The 18,388-nt window shown below is 37.9% G+C and carries 16 protein-coding genes; 7 read left to right on the top strand and 9 right to left on the bottom strand.

The genetic code is table 11. The annotated features are described in order from the left end of the window. Positions 1-92 precede the first annotated feature (92 nt). Entirely contained in the window at positions 93-1,085 is a 993-nt protein-coding gene (locus tag IQ215_RS04915) for a J domain-containing protein (RefSeq protein WP_193800193.1), read from the bottom strand. Between the two features lie 212 nt (positions 1,086-1,297). Here IQ215_RS04915 and IQ215_RS04910 point away from each other — a divergent pair, with 212 nt between their 5' ends. Continuing rightward, positions 1,298-2,479: an RtcB family protein gene (locus IQ215_RS04910; RefSeq protein ID WP_193800192.1), complete on the top strand. Its 1,182-nt coding sequence runs from the start codon at positions 1,298-1,300 to the stop codon at positions 2,477-2,479. Positions 2,480-2,664: 185 nt separating this feature from the next. Here the strand turns inward: IQ215_RS04910 and IQ215_RS04905 are convergent, their stop codons facing one another. Continuing rightward, entirely contained in the window at positions 2,665-3,246 is a 582-nt protein-coding gene (locus tag IQ215_RS04905; protein WP_193800191.1) for a thioredoxin family protein, read from the bottom strand. A gap of 194 nt (positions 3,247-3,440) precedes the next feature. Between IQ215_RS04905 and IQ215_RS04900 the strand changes: the two genes are divergently transcribed. Continuing rightward, complete coding sequence (locus IQ215_RS04900; RefSeq protein ID WP_193800190.1) at positions 3,441-4,433, top strand: NAD(P)/FAD-dependent oxidoreductase; 993 nt, start codon at positions 3,441-3,443, stop codon at positions 4,431-4,433. Positions 4,434-4,537: 104 nt separating this feature from the next. Next, on the top strand, positions 4,538-5,374 hold the full coding sequence (locus tag IQ215_RS04895) for an alpha/beta fold hydrolase (protein WP_193800227.1): 837 nt from the start codon (positions 4,538-4,540) through the stop codon (positions 5,372-5,374). Here IQ215_RS04895 and IQ215_RS04890 read toward each other — a convergent pair. The 3 genes from IQ215_RS04890 to IQ215_RS04880 form a co-directional block, all read right to left on the bottom strand. After that, complete coding sequence (locus IQ215_RS04890; RefSeq protein WP_193800189.1) at positions 5,371-6,177, bottom strand: GAF domain-containing protein; 807 nt, start codon at positions 6,175-6,177, stop codon at positions 5,371-5,373. The genes IQ215_RS04895 and IQ215_RS04890 overlap by 4 nt on opposite strands. A gap of 407 nt (positions 6,178-6,584) precedes the next feature. Next, positions 6,585-7,526 (bottom strand): glycosyltransferase, encoded by a 942-nt coding sequence (locus tag IQ215_RS04885; protein WP_193800188.1) that lies wholly within the window; start codon positions 7,524-7,526, stop codon positions 6,585-6,587. Positions 7,527-7,556: 30 nt separating this feature from the next. After that, positions 7,557-7,868, bottom strand: a complete 312-nt coding sequence (locus IQ215_RS04880) for a hypothetical protein (protein ID WP_193800187.1) — start codon at positions 7,866-7,868, stop codon at positions 7,557-7,559. Positions 7,869-8,133: 265 nt separating this feature from the next. Here IQ215_RS04880 and IQ215_RS04875 point away from each other — a divergent pair, with 265 nt between their 5' ends. Beyond that, positions 8,134-9,768 (top strand): Ppx/GppA phosphatase family protein, encoded by a 1,635-nt coding sequence (locus IQ215_RS04875; protein ID WP_193800226.1) that lies wholly within the window; start codon positions 8,134-8,136, stop codon positions 9,766-9,768. Between the two features lie 285 nt (positions 9,769-10,053). On the opposite strand, the gene IQ215_RS04870 is transcribed toward IQ215_RS04875, so the two are convergent. Continuing rightward, positions 10,054-12,873, bottom strand: a complete 2,820-nt coding sequence (locus IQ215_RS04870; protein WP_193800186.1) for a response regulator — start codon at positions 12,871-12,873, stop codon at positions 10,054-10,056. Positions 12,874-12,984: 111 nt separating this feature from the next. Between IQ215_RS04870 and IQ215_RS04865 the strand changes: the two genes are divergently transcribed. Continuing rightward, on the top strand, positions 12,985-13,398 hold the full coding sequence (locus tag IQ215_RS04865) for a DUF4332 domain-containing protein (protein WP_193800185.1): 414 nt from the start codon (positions 12,985-12,987) through the stop codon (positions 13,396-13,398). On the opposite strand, the gene IQ215_RS04860 is transcribed toward IQ215_RS04865, so the two are convergent. Together IQ215_RS04860 and accC are read right to left on the bottom strand one after the other, a co-directional pair. Continuing rightward, positions 13,395-13,796 (bottom strand): hypothetical protein, encoded by a 402-nt coding sequence (locus tag IQ215_RS04860; protein WP_193800184.1) that lies wholly within the window; start codon positions 13,794-13,796, stop codon positions 13,395-13,397. The two genes, IQ215_RS04865 and IQ215_RS04860, sit on opposite strands and share 4 nt — an antisense overlap. A 54-nt stretch (positions 13,797-13,850) precedes the next feature. Next, positions 13,851-15,197, bottom strand: coding sequence for an acetyl-CoA carboxylase biotin carboxylase subunit (accC, locus tag IQ215_RS04855; protein WP_193800183.1), 1,347 nt, complete (start codon positions 15,195-15,197; stop codon positions 13,851-13,853). A 131-nt stretch (positions 15,198-15,328) separates the two neighbouring features. Here accC and cobT point away from each other — a divergent pair, with 131 nt between their 5' ends. Next, the gene (gene cobT / locus IQ215_RS04850) at positions 15,329-16,447 is read left to right on the top strand and encodes a nicotinate mononucleotide-dependent phosphoribosyltransferase CobT (RefSeq protein WP_193800182.1); all 1,119 of its coding nucleotides are present in this window, start codon (positions 15,329-15,331) and stop codon (positions 16,445-16,447) included. Here the strand turns inward: cobT and IQ215_RS04845 are convergent. After that, positions 16,388-16,852, bottom strand: coding sequence for a hypothetical protein (locus IQ215_RS04845; protein ID WP_193800181.1), 465 nt, complete (start codon positions 16,850-16,852; stop codon positions 16,388-16,390). The two genes, cobT and IQ215_RS04845, sit on opposite strands and share 60 nt — an antisense overlap. Before the next feature lie 352 nt (positions 16,853-17,204). On the opposite strand from IQ215_RS04845, the gene IQ215_RS04840 reads away from it, so the two are divergent. Then, the gene (locus tag IQ215_RS04840; RefSeq protein WP_193800180.1) at positions 17,205-18,344 is read left to right on the top strand and encodes an extracellular solute-binding protein; all 1,140 of its coding nucleotides are present in this window, start codon (positions 17,205-17,207) and stop codon (positions 18,342-18,344) included. Positions 18,345-18,388 lie beyond the last annotated feature (44 nt).

The raw sequence follows: 18,388 nt of genomic DNA, 5'->3' as shown, positions 1-18,388 counted from the left end.
CCGTTCCCTGTTCCCTTCCTCAACCAGAGAAATCATACCTAAAATCAGCAACGCCAAAAAATACCATCCATAAGGATTAAAGCCCTTTTGTATTATTGATAATAGTTTAGTAAATCTTGACGGGGATTAAAGGTTTCAATTTCCCTAATTTGTTTATATAGCTCTTTTTCTTTTTCGGAAACCTGATTGGGTGGTACTATTCTAAGGATAACCATTTGATCGCCCCTTTCTCCCCTAATGTTGGGATAACCTTTATCTGCTAATTTTAACCTTTGTCCAGATTTTACCCCTGCGGGGACATTCATTTTAACTAAACCATCAATGGTGGGAATTTCGATCGCACCGCCAACGATAGCTTCTGCGGGGGTTAGGGGAATTTCACAGGAAATGTCAGTTTTCTGTAACTTAAAAAAAGGATGTTCTTCAATCAAAATCTTTAAATATAAATCACCTCCCCGAATACCTTGCCCCTTGAGCCTGATTTTTTGCCCATGGTACATCGCTGGGGGCATATCGATTTCTAAAGAGCGTCCATCCTCAAGTCGAATACGCTCTCTACCGCCAGAATAAGCCTTTTCTAAGGGTAAAGATAACTTAGCCTCAATATCTTTTGCCTTAGGGCGAGGAGGCACGGATTTAATTCGTTTTGCGCTACTAGACTGATAATCTTCTGTACGGGTAGAACGGGTACGATTAAAATTAGATGTACTACTACGAGGGGAATTATTTTTAGGAATATTAGTTTTGGTATTACTGCGTAAATCATCCCACACATTATTAATATTAGTAAAAGGAAAACCAGAACCATTACTAGCTTTCGGACGCACCACACGGCGACGGGAAGCACCAATTAAGAGATCATATTGGGAACGTTTACTATCATCAGAAAGAGTGTCATAGGCTTCATTAATTTTTTTAAACATCTCCTCAGCATTTTTATCCCCCGGATTCAAATCAGGATGGTAACGCCTAGCAAGACTACGAAACTCTTTTTTAATATCTACTAATGTTGCTGAAGGGTCAACCCCTAAAATTTGATAATAATTATTCACAGTAGTGCGCAAATTTCCCTTGTCAAAACTCATAATAATATTGACATCTTCCCATTAGTAAATCAAATTTAGAGATTTGCTAGGAAGAATTTACCTAAACAGTATAACATCTACCTCTGTTTGATGAATAAGTGGATAGGGAAGTGGGGGAGATGGGGAGTTAGGGTGATTGGGATTAAAATTACATTATCAATGATCAATTGCTACCATGGGCTTATATTCATTTTAATAATGTGGTGTAAATTATGCCCTACGAAAAATTAAAACTTACCACAGAAAAACCCATCCTATCATGGGCGAGTCATGAATTAGGAGCAAAAGAAACCCAAATGGCGAAAAATGTCGCCTCCTTACCCTTTGTTTATAAACACGTTGCCTTGATGCCCGATGTGCATTTAGGAAAAGGGGCGCTGGTGGGTTCAGTGATTGCCACACAAGATGCTATCATTCCTGCTGCGGTGGGGGTAGATATTGGTTGTGGTATGTGTGCCATGCAAACACCATACAAAGCTGAGCAACTAGAAGGAAAATTAAAAAAAATTCGTCAGGATATTGAAGCAAGTATTCCCGTTGGTTTTAATGAAAATAAAGACATCGAAAAAAAAGTCACTAATTGGCAGGGGTGGAAAGACTTTCGTCATCTCCATGGTGGGGTGCAACGTTTAGAAACCAAGGCAATTAAGCAAATTGGCTCACTAGGTGGAGGTAATCACTTTATCGAGTTGTGTTTAGATACCGAGGATCAAGTTTGGTTGATGTTACACTCAGGCTCAAGACACATCGGTAATCAGTTGGCAGATTGTCATATTAGAACGGGTAAAGAGTTAGCTAAAATGGCAGAAGATAAGTTACCAGATCCTGATTTAGCCTATTTTGTCAAGGGTACAAAAGAATTTGAGGATTATTGGCGAGATTTACAGTGGGCGCAAGAATATGCCCGTTTTAATCGAGAAGTGATGATGAATCGCTTTAAAAATATTGTCGATAAATATCTGGCAGGGGGAAAACCTAGTAAACCTTTATTAACGGTGAATTGCCATCATAATTATGCGGAAAAAGAAACTCATTTTGATGAGGAAGTATATGTTACCCGTAAGGGCGCTGTGAGGGCAACCCAAAGCGATTATGGTATTATCCCAGGCTCAATGGGGGCAAAGTCTTTTATTGTCAAGGGAAAGGGTAACCATGAGAGTTTTTGTAGCTGTAGTCATGGGGCAGGGCGTTTGATGTCTCGGGCGATGGCAAAAAAAAGTTATTCCCTTGAGGATTTAATTAATCAAACTGAGGGTATCGAATGCCGTAAGGATAAGGGGATTATTGATGAGATTCCCAGCGCCTATAAACCCATTGAGGAAGTAATGAATCAACAAACTGATTTGGTGGAAATTGTGGCAACTTTAAGACAATTAATTTGTGTGAAGGGATAATGTTAGGTATCAAGTTCGGATAATTCGTTATCAATAGATTGTATCTTCGTACCCCCACTGTGTAATGAATTACACGGCTAACGATGGTTCGTTCAATAAATTGAACTAAGATATTGATATTACTAATTTGTAAGTGGTCAAGCAGACTTGATATGATGGGGCAAGAAACGCCCCATGACTAATTTTTAGCCAAAGTAGTCGGGTTCGTTACCTTTTTTCCATTTGATGTTACAGCCGAGGCTAGGTTTTTGGTTTTCGTCTATTTGTTTGCCTGATAGCAGTGCTTCGATGGCGTTGCGCATATCTACCCCATTGACGGGAATATCAAGACTGGGGCGACTATCATCTAATTGTCCACGGTAAACTAATTTTAAATCACTATCGAAAAGATAATAGTCAGGGGTACAGGCGGCACGATAAGCCTTGGCTACTTCTTGGGTTTCGTCATAGCAGACGGGAAAGTTAAAGTTTTCTTCTTCTGCCATTTCTTTGAGTTTTTCGGGGGCATCGTCGGGATAGTTTTCGATGTCGTTGGGGCTAATGGCAACGATGCTTAAACCTTGGGGTATGTAGTCTTTACTCAGTTTGGCATATTCTGCCCTAACGTGTTTGACGAAGGGGCAATGACAGGATAGGAAGATGATAAGTAAGCCTTTTGAGTCGCTGAAGTCTTGTAGGGAAATGTTTTTCCCTGATACGGTATCGAGAAGATTGAAGTCAGGGGCTTTTGTGCCTAGTTCTAACATTGTAGAGGGTGTACGTGCCATATTTAATCTTTTTTGATGGGTTTACATTGGTTATTATCCCATGATTTTTTATTTTTTTTACTGGGGGTAAACCGAAATTGGGGACTGTTTATAGGTGTTAAGGTCTAAGTTATATAATGTTTTTATAGACATGAAATTTTTTTTTCTAAATAAGGTTTTGTGTTTTAAATAAGTTTTTTATTGGAGTTACAAATATGAAATTATCTAGCAAAAATTATGAGTCACGGCTTGATACGGTTTATGATGCCATTGTGGTAGGTGGTGGCATGGGGGGCTTATCTGCGGCTATTTATTTGGCTAGATATGGTCTAAAATGTTTGGTTATTGAAAAGGGTAAGGGGCGCTCTATATGGATGCAGGATTTACGTAATTATTTAGGAATTGATCCTGATGCCCCCGGTAGGGATTTAATTCAACATGGTACTAAACAAGCTATTGACTGGGGTGCTGATCATCTTAGGGCTTATGTGGAGGATGTGAAGGATGAGGGAGACACTTTTGCGGTTAAGGTAAAGGTGGGTAGAAAAGACAGTGTTTATCCTGTGTTTCGCAGTAAATATTTGATTGCGGCTTCTGGGGTAATTGATGTTTTACCTCAATTGGAGGATATGCAAAATGTTTATGATTATGCTGGTTATACTCTCCATGTTTGTATGATATGTGATGGGTTTGATATGTGGGATCAAAAGGCGGTTTTAATTGCTGGAAGGGAATCGCAAATTAATGCGGCTTTTGTGCTTGATTGGTTTACTCCTTACATTACGGTATTAACCCATGGTTTATTTTCTGTGGGTGATGAGATGAAACAAAAACTAGCAGAGCGTGGTTATCCTTTGTATGAAAGTGCGATCGCCCGTTTCGTTGGCGAAAATCATAAAATGCAAGGGGTAGAGCTGGAAGATGGTACATTCATTGAAGCTACCACCGGATTAATTAATATGGGTTCAATTTACCATAATCACTATCTTAAAGGCATTGAAGGCTTAGAATGGGATGGAGAAAACCTTATTACTAATGATATGGCACAAACTAGCCACGATCGCATCTTCGCCCTAGGAGACTTGAAAAAAGGTTTAAACCAAGTATCTGTAGCCGTGGCAGATGGCACATTAGCCGCCACCCAAATTTGGCGTAATATTCGCCGTAAAAGTGAGCCTAGAAAGTGGTTGGAAAACATTAAGGGATAAATAATGATTAGGTATTAAGTGTTAGGTAAATAACCTTTATTTGGGATAATAATTCTTCATGAGACGATAATAAATCAACCTTGCTTTTTCCAGCGCCCCTAACCATGACAACCAGAAAAACATTCATAACAAACCGCAACATCGAAATATCTTACCTAGAATGGCATCAAGGAAAAACTCCCCTATTACTATTACACGGTATGGCCGACCATAGCCTAGTATGGCAGAATTTAGGAGAATACCTACAATCAAAATATCATATCGTTGCCCCCGACCTCAGAGGACACGGCAACAGCAGTAAACCCACAACGGGTTACTTTACCCACCACATCATCAACGACCTAGAAGCCCTTCTCCATCACCTACAATGGAATAAAATTCATATCCTCGCCCACTCCTGGAGCGCCAAACTAGTACCCATTTGGGCAAAACAAAACCCCCAATTATTTCAAACCATGACTCTAGTTGATCCCTTTTATATCAACAAAATTCCCCCTTGGAGCAAAATTACTTTCCCTTTTTTATATAAAGTATTACCTTTTCTCAAAATGACAGGTACTTTCCCCGATTATCAATCCGCCAAAAATACCGCCCAATCCCTAAAACAATATCAAGGTTGGTCAGAGTTACAACAAAAAGTGTTTGAATATAGTATTATCGAAAACGAAAATCAGCAATGGTCAAGTAAATTTGCATCCCACGCCAAAGATGAAATTTTTACCGATGTCATGCTACAAGCAGGATTAACCGAAACCATTACCATTCCCACGCTTTTTATTAAACCAGAAAAAGGACTCAATAAAAGTTCATGGCAAATTAAACCCTTTCAAAAATATTTACCCAATTTAACCATTAAAACAGTACCGGGAAACCATTGGGCTTTTTTAGTTGAACCAGAATCATTTAATCAAGTTATCGAAGAATTTTTGGAACAAAATTAACTTTCTTCCCGATGTATTTTTTCTCTTAACAAATCAAGAATTTCCCCAGTAATATTAATAATTTGATTAGAGCCAAAACCACCTTTACTCAACTCCTTAAAAATAGCCTTCGCCACAATATGAGACACTTTAGCAGGATCTGGGGTAATATTAGTAATATTATTACCTCTTTTTTCCACCTCTTTAGATACGGCAATTTCCAGAAATCTTGACTGCAACATATTCTGTAACTCAATTATTTGTATTGACTTACCAATAAACAAAGCAAATATTTTTAAAATTTCTAAATCTTTCTCATTAAAAGGTTTATGATTATTTTGCTCACTAACATTAATAACCCCTATTACCTGATTACCAATAAAAATAGGTGCAGAAATTAAACTCTTATAATCATGCTCTTTTTGTCTCGCAACTTGCACAAATGGAGATTTATTAATATCCTCAACTAACAAACATTCCCCCGTAGAAGCAACATATCCTGCAATGCCATCATTTAGCTGAGTTATTTCTTCGTAGGCTTCCTTGGGTAAATCACCATAGTGGGTAAATACTCTTAAATAAGGCTCTTGTTTTTTATTACCATGGCTATCTATAATTCTGGTTTGTAATAGCATGATAGAGCATTTCTGAGATTCTAAGATTTGGGCGCTCATGTATGCTAAATCTTTTAATCCTGTTTCAACGTTACTATTTTTCTCTAAAAAGTTAGTAACCCCTAATAGTTGAAATAAAAAACCTTCTGATTTTAAAGATGGTTGTCTTTCTCTGGTGTGGTGAGAGCTATCTAAGTCTGTTTTTATCATCTTTTTCCTCTCATATTAATAATAAAACCATATATAACTTTTGTTTTAAAAAAGTCACAACCCTTATTTTGCTCCATTTTATGTCATATTTTTTTTCGACTTACCCATAAGATAATTTATCTTTAGTTTATATAGTCGTAAAAATAAGTTGATAATATCAATTAACTATGAATGGAATCATAGGATTTACTCGTTTATATTAATAATTTTATACCATGAAACAAATTTACATTAATATTCTCGATTTTTCTTAATAAATTTTAATATAAACATATAAAAATAATCATATTATATAACTTATTAAATAAGTGTAAAAAAATAAAACAAAATAAAAAAATATCTTTTATTGCTAAGAATATTTACAAAATAAATATATAAATATAAGAAATAAATTATTAAAAAAATAACTACAACCGCTCAATATGTTCCGCTTTTTCAGGTAAACTAGCCTTTTTTTGGGCATTACTTCTCAATCTACCAACCATCATATCCAATGGAGTTTGAATTAAATCAACAAAATTTCCCTTACCCATTAATAGTTTGAGCGTATTTTTAGGAAACTCTTTGATAAACCAAACTAACAGACGATAACTATATTTTGAAGTAGAATAATTGGGCATTAAATTTGAGCCGTGGAGTTGATGAAGATATTTTGCTGACTTACCATAACGCCTCCATTGACTTTGAAAATCTTTCAGATTATCTCGATGACGATGTAAGACTAAAGCATCGGGGACAAATTTTATTTCCGATTCAATTTCTTTGAGAATACGCCAACAAATATCCGCATCCCCCCCCGTGGTTAGATAAGGGCGGAATAATCCTACTACCTTGAGGGCTTCTTTGCGGAGTGCAAGATTAGCGGTTTGTCCGTAGGGAGAAAACTCATTGGCGAGGGTATATTTCTGAGATAAAATTTCTCTTTTATCTGCATATTTTTCGAGGATATTATCTCCTTGAACGGCTTTTATTTCTCCTGCTACAATCATAGTGTTAGGATCTGAAAATGGTTGAACTAATTTTTCTAGCCAGTCTTTTTGGGGGCGACAATCTACATCGGTAAAAGCGATAATTTCTCCTTGTGCTTCTTTTATTCCTCGATTACGGGCGGCGTAAGAACTTTGTATTTCTTGTTCTTGAATAGGTTTTATGGTTATGTTTTCTAGTGGTTGAATTTTTTCTTGTATTAGTTTAAAGGTAAGATCTGAACTATTATTATCTACTAAGATAAATTCTACTTTTTGAGGGTTATAGGTTTGATTTTTTAAGCATTCTATTAATGGTGGAATATCTTTTTCTCCATTGTAGATGGGAATAATGACGGAGACAAAAGGTTCAATTTTGCTCATGATATGTAATGTTGCTTTAAGATGGTTTTTTTAGAGGGTGGGTACGGTGGTTCGATTGTTGGGGATTGGGTTATTGGTGGGGATATTTTGATTGTTGTTATCGGTGGATGGGAAAATGGTATTTTCCGAGGGGGTTGGGGTTGTATTTTCTGGGGGGTTAGAATTTTCTGGGGGGTTAGAAGATTCGCTGGAGGTTATTTGAGCATTACAAAGAAATCCGAGGTTAATTACTTTTCCTCTCCTATCCATGACGTAGCATTCGGGCATGGCAAAAACTGTTTGAGTTGGGATGATGAGAAGGCTAGTAATGGTTAATAGTTGTAGTGGTTTTTTGTAGTTCATATTTATGGTTGATTGATATATTTTAGGTGGGCAAAATGTAAGTTTTTTAATATATGCTTGATGGGTTTAATTTTTTTTGTTGCTCTATGGGTATTAGTCTTGTTTCAGTATTTTATCTACATTGAGCATTTTTCTTCTGATTTTTGATTTGCTTTTATTTATTATCTCTTATTTCACCGCAACTATATCAATTATTCATTGATTTATGGTAGAGTTAACCTACAGGACAAAACCACCACTACCGCTATCTTTGAGCAATTTTATGATGGTAAATATTAATAATCAATCTGTTGCTTATCAGAGCTTAAATAGTTCTCGTCAATTAAAGGATTGTACCCTGGGGGCGATCGATATTGGTACGAATTCCATTCATATGGTGGTGGTGGAAATTAATGCTCAAATTCCTTCGTTTACGATAATTGCTAAGGAAAAAGATACAGTGAGGCTGGGCGATCGCAACTTAGAAAATGGTAATCTAACGGTAGAAGCCATGGAAAGGTCGTTATCTGCCCTCAAACGGTGTAAAGACTTAGCCGATAGTCTAAAAGTAGATCAAATCATTGCCGTAGCCACCAGCGCCACCAGGGAAGCCCCTAACGGCATCGAATTTTTGAGCCGTATAGAATCAGAATTAGGCATCAAAGTTGATTTAATTTCAGGACAAGAAGAAGCCAGAAGAATTTATTTAGGGGTACTATCGGGCATGGATTTTGAAGGGAGAATCCATAGTGTAATCGACATTGGGGGTGGCTCAACGGAAATGGTATTGGCCGATCCCCAAGAAACTCGTCACTTGAGTAGTACCAAAGTAGGCGCTGTAAGGCTCTCCCAAGATTTTATCACCACAGATCCCGTTAGTGAAAAAGAATTTATCCGTCTCCAAGCCTATATCAGAGGAATGTTAGAGCGTCCCGTGGATGAATTTAAAAACGCCCTACCAGAAAAGGAAAAACCCCTGTTGGTGGGTACATCTGGCACCATTGAAACCATTGCCGTTATCCATGCCATGGATACCCAAGGTAGTGAACCAAATCCCCTCAACGGTTATGAAATTTCGAGGAAGGATATTGAAGCCATCCTTAAAAAATTGCTGAAGATGGACTATGACGAAAGGGCTTCTTTGTCGGGAATGTCCGATCGTAGGGCAGAAATCATTGTACCGGGTATCACCATTTTATTAGAAGCCATGACCATGTTGGAAATTGATTCTATCACCATTTGTGAAAGGGCTTTGCGTGAAGGGATTATCGTTGATTGGATGTTACAAAATGGCTACATTGAAAATCGTCTTGTTTTCCAAACCAATGTGCGCGCCCGTAGTGTGATGAAAATTGCCCATAAATATCAGGTGGATTTACCCCATGCCCAGAGGATTGCTCAATTTGCTCTGAAGATTTTTGACCAAACCCAAGGGGAGTTACATGATTGGGGAGAGAAGGAGAGGGAATATCTATGGGCGGCGGCCATTCTTCATAATTGTGGTTTATATATTTCCCACGGGGCGCACCATAAACATTCTTATTATTTAATTCGCCATGCTGAACTTTTAGGCTTTACAGAAATTGAGGTGGAGTTAATCGCCCAAATTGCCCGTTATCATCGCAAGAGTAAACCGAAACGCAAACATGAGTCTTATTATTGTCTTGCCCATGATAATCGTAAAATAATTAAACAAATGAGTGCTATGTTACGCCTTGCGATCGCCCTTGATCGTCGTCAGATTGGGGCTATCAAGGATTTAGAATGTAAATATGACTCGGAATACAAAAAATTACATTTACAACTAATTCCCACTGTTAAAAATGATGACTGTGCGCTGGAGTTATGGAATTTGGACTACAAAAAACCAATTTTTGAAAACGAGTTTGAAGTTAAAGTACTAGCCACCCTTACCAATTAACTAAAAAACTTCTGTTTGGGATAATAGTTTAATATCAAGTCCGTTTAATCACTTACAAACTAGGGCGTTGGTGAATTAAGGTATGATTTTTAGTTTAGTTTGGCAATAGGGAATGGGCAATGGCTTGGAGATGAGGAGTAAGGGTGATAGGGAGTAAAGGTACAATAAGTTCAATTTATTGAAAGAACCATCGTTAGCCGTGTAATTCATTACACGGTGGGGGTACGAAGATACAATCTATATGATCACAAATTATCCGAACTTCGTATTAGAGTTTATTAATTGTCAATTACTAACATATTTTTTAATAACCCTAGTGAGTTTTTGCACATTAATAGGCTTAGTAAGATAATCATTCATACCCACATGAAAACATTTTCCCCGACTATCATCATCATCATTGGCAGTCATCGCCACAATAGCGGGAATTGTTTCAGGGGTGTAAAGTTGATGAATTTTTCGGGTAGCTTCTAACCCATCCATGATGGGCATTTCCATATCCATAAAAATTAAATCGTATCTTTTTGTTTCAAGGGCGTTGATAACTTCGGCCCCATTACTAGCCACATCGGCACTGTAACCAATTTTTTTGATTAAATTGACAAGCAGTTTTTGATTGACTCGATTATCTTCGGCGATCAAAATTTTGGTAGTATTATTTGATTGAATATAGGTTTCTTTTTCAATTACTGTCAATCTTTCTATGGTTAGGGGAGTTTCATAGATATATTCTAGGTTGAGGTAATCTTTAATTTTTTCAAACAAAAGAGCCTGAGAAAATGGTTTACTAATAACGTCATCACACCCTGAGGCTAAAATTATTTGTCTTTCTTCCATAAAAGCGTGGGCAGTAAGGGCAATGATAACGATATTTTGTGCGTTTTCTTTACTCCATTTTTTGATAATTTTGGTGGCTTCATCCCCATTCATATTAGGCATTCCAATATCCATTAAAATGAGGTGAGGATACCAATTTTGAGTACGGGCGATCGCCTCTAATCCATCTTCTGCCTGTTTAACTTGAAAACCAACGGGAATCAATAACTTAGTTAATAATTTACGATTACTTTCATTATCATCCACCACCAAGATACGATAAAGAGATTGACTAGGCGCTAAACGTAATTGTTGATGATTATTTTCCATCAGGGGCAAAATACTAGGCGCATCGGCTGATTTAAAGGAGATAGTAAAATCAAAAATGCTACCCTTATTCATCACACTGGTAACTTGAATATTACCCCCCATCAAATGAACAAATTCTTGGGAGATAATTAAACCCAAGCCGCTGCCTTGTTGTGATTGTCGCCCCGACTGAGACTGAAAAAAGCTCGAAAATAACTTCCCTAATTCATCGGGGGCAATACCCATTCCCGTATCTTCTACCCGAAAATGGAGAGTATGGGGGTTTAACAATTCGGCATGAAGGTTAACACTACCTTTTTTAGTAAATTTGATCGAGTTACTGAGGAGGTTTAATAAGACTTGTCTGAGTTTTCCTTCATCGGTGATAATAAATTCTGGTAAATCCTCTTGTAAATTAAAGTTTAGTTGGACATTTTTTTCTGTGGCTTTAATTTGTAACATTGACTTGAGAGAGGCTAAAACTTCTTGGAAATTGAAGGGATTTTCGTTGAGGGTGATTTTACCTGCTTCAATTTTTGATAAGTCCAAAACATCATTAATAAGGGATAATAAATGTTCTCCACTTTTGATGATAATCATTAAATTTTCTTTGTTTTCACCGCTCAAATGTTGATCATCTCCCATCAATTGAGCAAACCCTAGAATAGCATTAAGGGGGGTTCTTAATTCATGGCTCATACTAGAGAGAAATTCACTTTTAGCCCGATTAGCTTTTTCTGCCAATTCTTTGGCTTTTTCTAATTCTTCTGTGCGATGACGTACTTTTTTTTCTAATTCTTGATTAATTTTTTTGAGACTTTTTTCTTGTTTTATGAGGGTATGGACAAGTTTATGTAAACTAGAGGATAAAATGGCGATCGCATCTTTACCCTGATAAACTTGGATAGAGTTTTCCCTATCCCCTGCGGTAATATTTTCTGCTTGTTTACTAAGGGTTAATATGGGTTTGGTAACCCTTTGGGCTATTTTCCAACCGATAATTGAAGCGATACTGGCTAACACTAAACCCCAAAATAGCACCTGTTTTTGTAAATAATAGGCAGGTTTAAAGGCGATCGCACTTTCTTGCTTTACCACCACTCGCCACCCTAACCCTGGATAATCTAAATAACCCTGATCCACACCATAACTGATCAAATATTCTCGATTATCAATATTAGCCCGTTTACTCACATAACCATCACTCTGGGTGGGTAACTCCAAAAAAAGATTTTTATCAATCTTTAAATCTCCCATATCTTCCCTGCCCGAATTAAGAAGAATATCCCCCTCCTGACTAACAATTAGCACATCAATTTGCCCTTGTTGCCCGATATTCCTCATCAAACTATCTTCCAACGACTTCACCCATTCCCAACTCAAATGCGCCCCCAACACCCCCCTTAACTGCCCATTCTCATCATATACGGGGGTAGATATATCTAAAAAACGTAACACATCACCATCATCAGGGGGAGGAAGAATTTTCGCCAATAACTTCGCATCATGGACATCTCCCACAAAAGAAGATTGTAAACCTTCCACAAACCAGGGGCGCTGATTGACATTTACCCCCTCCAAAATTTGCCCTGTGCTAACCTCCACAACCCCTTCATTATTAGCAAAACCAATCCAAGCATAATTGGTATAGTTTTCTTGTAACTGATTGAGTAAAAAACGCCTTGCTTCATTATTACCTGTGGTGGAGCGAAATTCAGATAATACGGCTATATTATTTATATCTTTATAACGTTCCAACATTCCCTGTTGAAAGCTAGTTAATAATTCTCGGTTAATTTGTTTGAGTAAAAAGGTTTTATCTTCTTCTACTTGGTGTTTTACCCATTGTCCCACCATTAAGCTAAAAATAATGGAGACAGCAAAAGTTAGGGTAGCAAATGAAAAACCTAGCTTAGTTTTTAATGTCCAATTTAACCAAATTTTACGCAGGGCGGAGCTTGATTTAGAGTTATTAGCCATGAAGCAATCACAGGGGTTGGAATCCGTTAAAATTTATTTTATTCAATATGTAAAAATGTTACCTATCAGTTTAAACAACAAACTCTCCACAATTTATTATTATCTTTTATTATGATACTTTCCGTTGCGATCGCCCAGCTCCCCGGAATTCATCCCCTAGAAGTTAAACAACTACAATCCCATGGTATCCAAACCAATATCGATTTACTCAAAAGCACCACCAACCCACAACAAAAAACATTACTCGCCAGTAAAATGGGATTAAACATTAAACTACTCAGTAAATGGGTTGCTTTATCTAATTTAGCTTGTGCGCAGAGTATTGGAACAAAATATTGCGGTTTGTTACTCCATGCGGGTATTCCTTCCCTAAAACACCTTAGCACCACATCCGCTCCACAACTGCATCGTCAAATTATGCGTCTTCAGGTATCAACCTTCAAAAGAAAAGATTTATGCCCCCCCATATCCCTTGTAGAGCAATGGATTAAGGAAGCAAAACAGTTAACCATAGGTAAGAATTAAGAATTATTTTTCATTCTTTCTTCAATATCTTCAAAGGTTTTGAGTAAAAGAGTTTGGGCTTCTAATTTCCAGCCTAGTTGTTGAATTTTGATAGCAATGGGAAGGGCGATCGCCGTTGCGATAAAATCAAGATACTGTTGGGAAGATATGCCAAATAATAATCCCAATCCCGCAATACCCCAAAAAGGAAGGGCGAAGGTTTGACGACTTTCTTCTATTTTTTTGAATAAAATACCCTTAGGCTTTTTGTCTAACAACTCCTGCTTTAATTGTTGTTGTTGATTGTAGGGTAAAGCAATACCGATTTTACGGCGTAACTTCTCAATTTTACGAGCCGTGGTGCTATATTCGGTTAACTCATCCTCTGCCATGCGCAAAAGTCCTTCTAAATTTGCCATTTTGTTTTTTCCTTAATTATGTTGTAGTAAAGGCTTTAGCCTTTGTGTCAAAAATTACTTTAAAAAATGTTCCCCAACAAAATTAGTATAAACATTCCCCGCAATAAACTCAGGATGATTCAATATTTTACGATGAAAATCAATGGTAGTCGGCACTCCCGTAATGGCACATTCCCTTAATGCCCGTTTCATCCTCTTAATAGCCGTCTGTCTATCCTCACCCCAGACAATGAGTTTACCAATCAAAGAATCATAATAGGCAGGAATTTGATAATCAGGATAAACAAAAGAATCCATGCGCACCCCCGGGCCTCCTGGGGGTAAATAGGCGATAATTTTACCAGGATTTGGTCTAAAATCATGGTTAGGATCTTCAGCATTAATGCGACATTCGATGGCATGACCCCGTAATTGTATATCCTTTTGAGAGAATGATAATTTGTTACCCTGGGCGATCGCAATTTGTTCCTTAATCAAATCTAACCCAGTAATCATCTCCGTTACAGGGTGTTCCACCTGAATACGGGTATTCATTTCCATAAAATAGTAATTACCATACTTATCCACCAAAAATTCTACCGTACCAGCCCCCACATAATTAATAGACTTCGCCGCCCTTACTGCCGCTTGGCCCATTTTTTGGCGTAACTTAGGATTTAAAATCGCCGAAGGTGCTTCCTCCAATAACTTCTGATGCCTTCTTTGAATCGAACAATCCCTTTCCCCAAGGTGTACCACATTACCATAACTATCCGCCAAAATTTGAAATTCGATGTGTCGGGGTAACTCGATAAACTTCTCCATATAAACTCCCCCATTGCCAAAAGCCGCTTCCGCTTCCCCTTGAGCAGCGTGGAAAAGACGCACCAAATCAGACTCCTGATGCACCAAACGCATTCCTCTACCACCCCCCCCAGCAGTAGCCTTAATAATCACAGGATAGCCAATTTCGGCCGCCACCCTCAGGGCTTCTTGTTCATCGGTTAACAACCCCTTACTACCCGGAATCGTAGGCACTCCTGCTTGTTCCATGGTTTTTTTGGCGGTGGATTTATCCCCCATGGAAGTGATAGACTCAGGACGAGGCCCAATAAAAGTCAATTGATGATCCGCACATATCTGGGCAAAACGGGCATTTTCTGCCAAAAATCCATAACCAGGGTGTATGGCTTCAGCGCCCCTAGTCAGGGCAGCGGAGATAATGTTAGGAATATTTAAATAACTCTTGTTACTAGAAGGAGGACCAATACAAACGCTCTCATCTGCTAACTTAACATGGAGGGAATCACGGTCAATGGTAGAATGAACCGCAACGGTGGCAATTCCCATTTCTTCGCAACTGTGGATAATTCGTAGGGCGATTTCGCCTCGATTAGCAATTAAGATTTTGGAAAACGACATTTAGTATCAGGGTCATAAATCTAATAACCTTTGTATCTTACGACCTTTTGGCAATTCTGACAAACTAAGCAATTGACAATGGACAATGGACAATGGACAATTAATTTGTCTTTCTCTTCATCATCAAATAAATGACCTTCCCCGAAGCTATTAAGATCTACAATAATTATGAAAGAGGGATAAAATGGCTTAATCGTTATGCTGGTTGTCGTCCAATTTTTACCTGTACCCTTGGCTTTACTGAGACTGCCCTCTTAGAAGGGATTTCTGCGGCTGGAGTAACCCCCGAATCTCGTCGTTATACGGCCCTGGCGGATGCGGAATTTTTGGTTAATGGTGTTCGCCCTAATCCTGTTTTTCCCCTTCCTCCTCTGACGGTGGGGGTGTCTCCTACGGTGATTACGAGGGCGGTGGTGGAGATGTTTGATTTACCTGTGTATGTGTTTAATGCTGGTTTGGTGGCAAATCCTTCGGTGCATACCATTAATTTAGAAGGAAAGGCGGCACGGTGTGTGACGACAGGTAAGGCTTTACCCTTGGGGGTGGTGATGGATTTATATACTAAGGGTTTGCAATGGGGGGAAACATTGGCGAATCAGGCAGGGGATAATTATTTAATTCTCAGTGAATGTGTGGTAGCAGGTACGACAACGGCTTTGGCCGTGTTAACGGCGCTGGGTATGGATGCGCAGGGGATGATTAATAGTAGTCATCCTGTGTGTAACCACGGGCAAAAATGGCAGGTGGTGCAAAAAGGGTTAAAAAATGCTCATTTTTCTGGTTCTAGCACTCTTTTTGACATTGTAGCAGGGGTCGGAGATCCCATGCAGATTTTTGTGGCAGGGGTGGCTTCTTCTGCTTCTAAGAGGGTGGGGGTAATGTTGGCAGGGGGTACGCAAATGTTGGCGGTATATGCCTTAATTCGTGCCATTAAAGGGGGTTTTTATCCTGCTACGGATTTAGATAATATTGTGGTGGGTACTACCCGTTGGGTGGCCGAAGATGATACGGGGGATACGGTTAGTTTAGCGAAGATGGTGGGAGATGTTCCCCTCTGTGCCACTGACTTAAATTTTACTAATTCCCGTTATCCTAGTTTACAGTGTTATGAGCGTGGCTTTGTTAAAGAGGGGGTAGGGGCTGGGGGAAGTGCGATCGCCTCTCATCTTTTAAATATCACTCCCAAGCAATTAATGATGGCCATAGAAAGGATTTTGTCCACCTTCCCTCATACTACGATTAGCCAATAATTGGTCTTCCAAGGAAGCAATACGATGATAGGCTGCGGTTAATTGCGCTGTCAACCGTTGCACCTGATCTTCGCAGGATATATCATCTTCAGGGAGGGAATTAATCGGAAATCTTTTTGGACTACCTTCTTTTTCATCCACCAAAATATCTTTATGGTTATCCTGAGTAACTTCCAAATCATCCTCCGCAATCAATTCTCCCTCAGAGTCAACCGATTGTAACTGTAAATCCTTTTGACGGGCAGTAAAATCATTCACCAATTCAAAATCTTCATTATTTTGAACACTAAAACATAAATCTTCTACCCCTTCCCAACCAATACGACTTCCCAATTGTTTTACAATGGCATACAGTTGTTCTATTTTTTGGTTTAATTGCCAAATTTCTTGTCTTTGTACAGTCATAAGTTCAATATCTTGATATATAGTGCTGTTTTTGCTTTATTTTTCTGAAAATATTTACTCAGGGCAACCCCATGAAAACTTGCTAATGATTAGGCCCTGTAACTCCGAAAATAGCGTTCATATTCAGATAAAATGTTTAGGCACACAAGCTAGAAAATAATCTCTGGTAACTATCCTAAGATCATTTTCTAAAATAGTCTTATTATTCCTGATTAATTTAACAATTCCCTCAGAGCTTAATATTTAGTCAATTTTAGCCTAAATTAATCTTAAACTTCCGTCCAATATCTCAGACAAAATCTAATCAAATTTCACTAAAAATTATCATAAAAAGGCGAAATCATAGATAATCATGAACCGTAGATCCTTTATTCTTACTAGCACTGCCCTTACTTTGAGTAGTTTAATGGGAGGTTGTCAACAAAATTATGACCTAACAATATTATTGCTTCAAGGTTCTATTCCTGTGCAACTAATTACCGCTTTCAATCAAGAATTAAATCAGGGTAAAAATATTAACTTTAAGCCCCAAACAAACCTCGGGGAAATATATAAATTACTACAAAAATGGCAAGGAAAAAATCCCCCTTCCAAACCAGAATCAGGGTTACAATTACCCTCCCTTCCTTTTACATCATCGGAGATAAAAAAAGCGGATATAGTGACTCTGGGAAACTATTGGTTATCTCTAGCCATTAAAGAAAATCTGATTAAACCTCTCAATCAAGATAATTTAACTAATTGGGATAGAATTCCCCCCAGATTTCAAAACTTAGTAACCCGTAATCAACAAGGTAACATAGATTCTAATGGACAAATATGGGGCGCTCCCTATCGTTGGGGTTATACCATGATTGCCTATCGAGAAGATAAACTTGCACCTTTTGGCTTTACCCCCCAAGACTGGACTGATTTATGGCGTATTGAGTTAAAAAATCAAATTTCTTTATTAAATCAACCTAGGGAAATAATTGGTTTAATTCTCAAAAAAATGGGTTATTCTTACAATACAGAAAATATTGAGGAAATCAGTGATCTTAAGCAAGAATTAATTACCCTTAATAATCAAGTAAAGTTTTACAATTCTACGAATTATTTACAACCATTAATTAATGGTGATACGTGGTTAGCGGTGGGTTGGTCAACGGATATTTTACCCATATTAGAACAACATCGAAATATTAAAGCTATTATCCCCCAATCGGGTACAAGTATTTGGGCTGATGTGTGGGTTAATCCCTATGAAAGTAATATTAATGAGGAAAAATTAACGGAAATATATCGTTGGATAAATTATTGTTGGCAAGAAGATTCAGCCACCAGAATTAATTTTTTTACTAAAGGTAATTCCCCTCTTTTGTCTGGAGAGAATGCAGAAAATAGGTTAACCATGAGTCAAGAAGTTTTTGCAAAAAGTGATTTTATTGAGCCTTTATCTGAGGTGGTTATGGCTAAATATAACAAAATTTGGCAGGGATTAAATAATGGTTAATATTATTATTAATTAACGCTACTGACCCAATTTTTAATCAGATC

Origin of the sequence: Cyanobacterium stanieri LEGE 03274 (assembly GCF_015207825.1) — a bacterium.
Classification (GTDB): domain Bacteria; phylum Cyanobacteriota; class Cyanobacteriia; order Cyanobacteriales; family Cyanobacteriaceae; genus Cyanobacterium; species Cyanobacterium stanieri_B.
This window is presented reverse-complemented; position numbering and strand designations above follow the sequence as displayed.

Bases quoted from the DNA above. Each gene is read 5' to 3' on its own strand.
- IQ215_RS04870 (WP_193800186.1), bottom strand. From the start codon at position 12,873: ATGGCTAATAACTCTAAATCAAGCTCCGCCCTGCGTAAAATTTGGTTA.
- IQ215_RS04885 (WP_193800188.1), bottom strand. From the start codon at position 7,526: ATGAGCAAAATTGAACCTTTTGTCTCCGTCATTATTCCCATCTACAAT.
- IQ215_RS04860 (WP_193800184.1), bottom strand. From the start codon at position 13,796: ATGGCAAATTTAGAAGGACTTTTGCGCATGGCAGAGGATGAGTTAACC.
- IQ215_RS04900 (WP_193800190.1), top strand. From the start codon at position 3,441: ATGAAATTATCTAGCAAAAATTATGAGTCACGGCTTGATACGGTTTAT.
- IQ215_RS04910 (WP_193800192.1), top strand. From the start codon at position 1,298: ATGCCCTACGAAAAATTAAAACTTACCACAGAAAAACCCATCCTATCA.
- IQ215_RS04905 (WP_193800191.1), bottom strand. From the start codon at position 3,246: ATGGCACGTACACCCTCTACAATGTTAGAACTAGGCACAAAAGCCCCT.
- IQ215_RS04895 (WP_193800227.1), top strand. From the start codon at position 4,538: ATGACAACCAGAAAAACATTCATAACAAACCGCAACATCGAAATATCT.
- cobT (WP_193800182.1), top strand. From the start codon at position 15,329: ATGACCTTCCCCGAAGCTATTAAGATCTACAATAATTATGAAAGAGGG.
- IQ215_RS04845 (WP_193800181.1), bottom strand. From the start codon at position 16,852: ATGACTGTACAAAGACAAGAAATTTGGCAATTAAACCAAAAAATAGAA.
- IQ215_RS04875 (WP_193800226.1), top strand. From the start codon at position 8,134: ATGGTAAATATTAATAATCAATCTGTTGCTTATCAGAGCTTAAATAGT.
- IQ215_RS04880 (WP_193800187.1), bottom strand. From the start codon at position 7,868: ATGAACTACAAAAAACCACTACAACTATTAACCATTACTAGCCTTCTC.
- IQ215_RS04840 (WP_193800180.1), top strand. From the start codon at position 17,205: ATGAACCGTAGATCCTTTATTCTTACTAGCACTGCCCTTACTTTGAGT.
- IQ215_RS04915 (WP_193800193.1), bottom strand. From the start codon at position 1,085: ATGAGTTTTGACAAGGGAAATTTGCGCACTACTGTGAATAATTATTAT.
- IQ215_RS04865 (WP_193800185.1), top strand. From the start codon at position 12,985: ATGATACTTTCCGTTGCGATCGCCCAGCTCCCCGGAATTCATCCCCTA.
- IQ215_RS04890 (WP_193800189.1), bottom strand. From the start codon at position 6,177: ATGATAAAAACAGACTTAGATAGCTCTCACCACACCAGAGAAAGACAA.
- accC (WP_193800183.1), bottom strand. From the start codon at position 15,197: ATGTCGTTTTCCAAAATCTTAATTGCTAATCGAGGCGAAATCGCCCTA.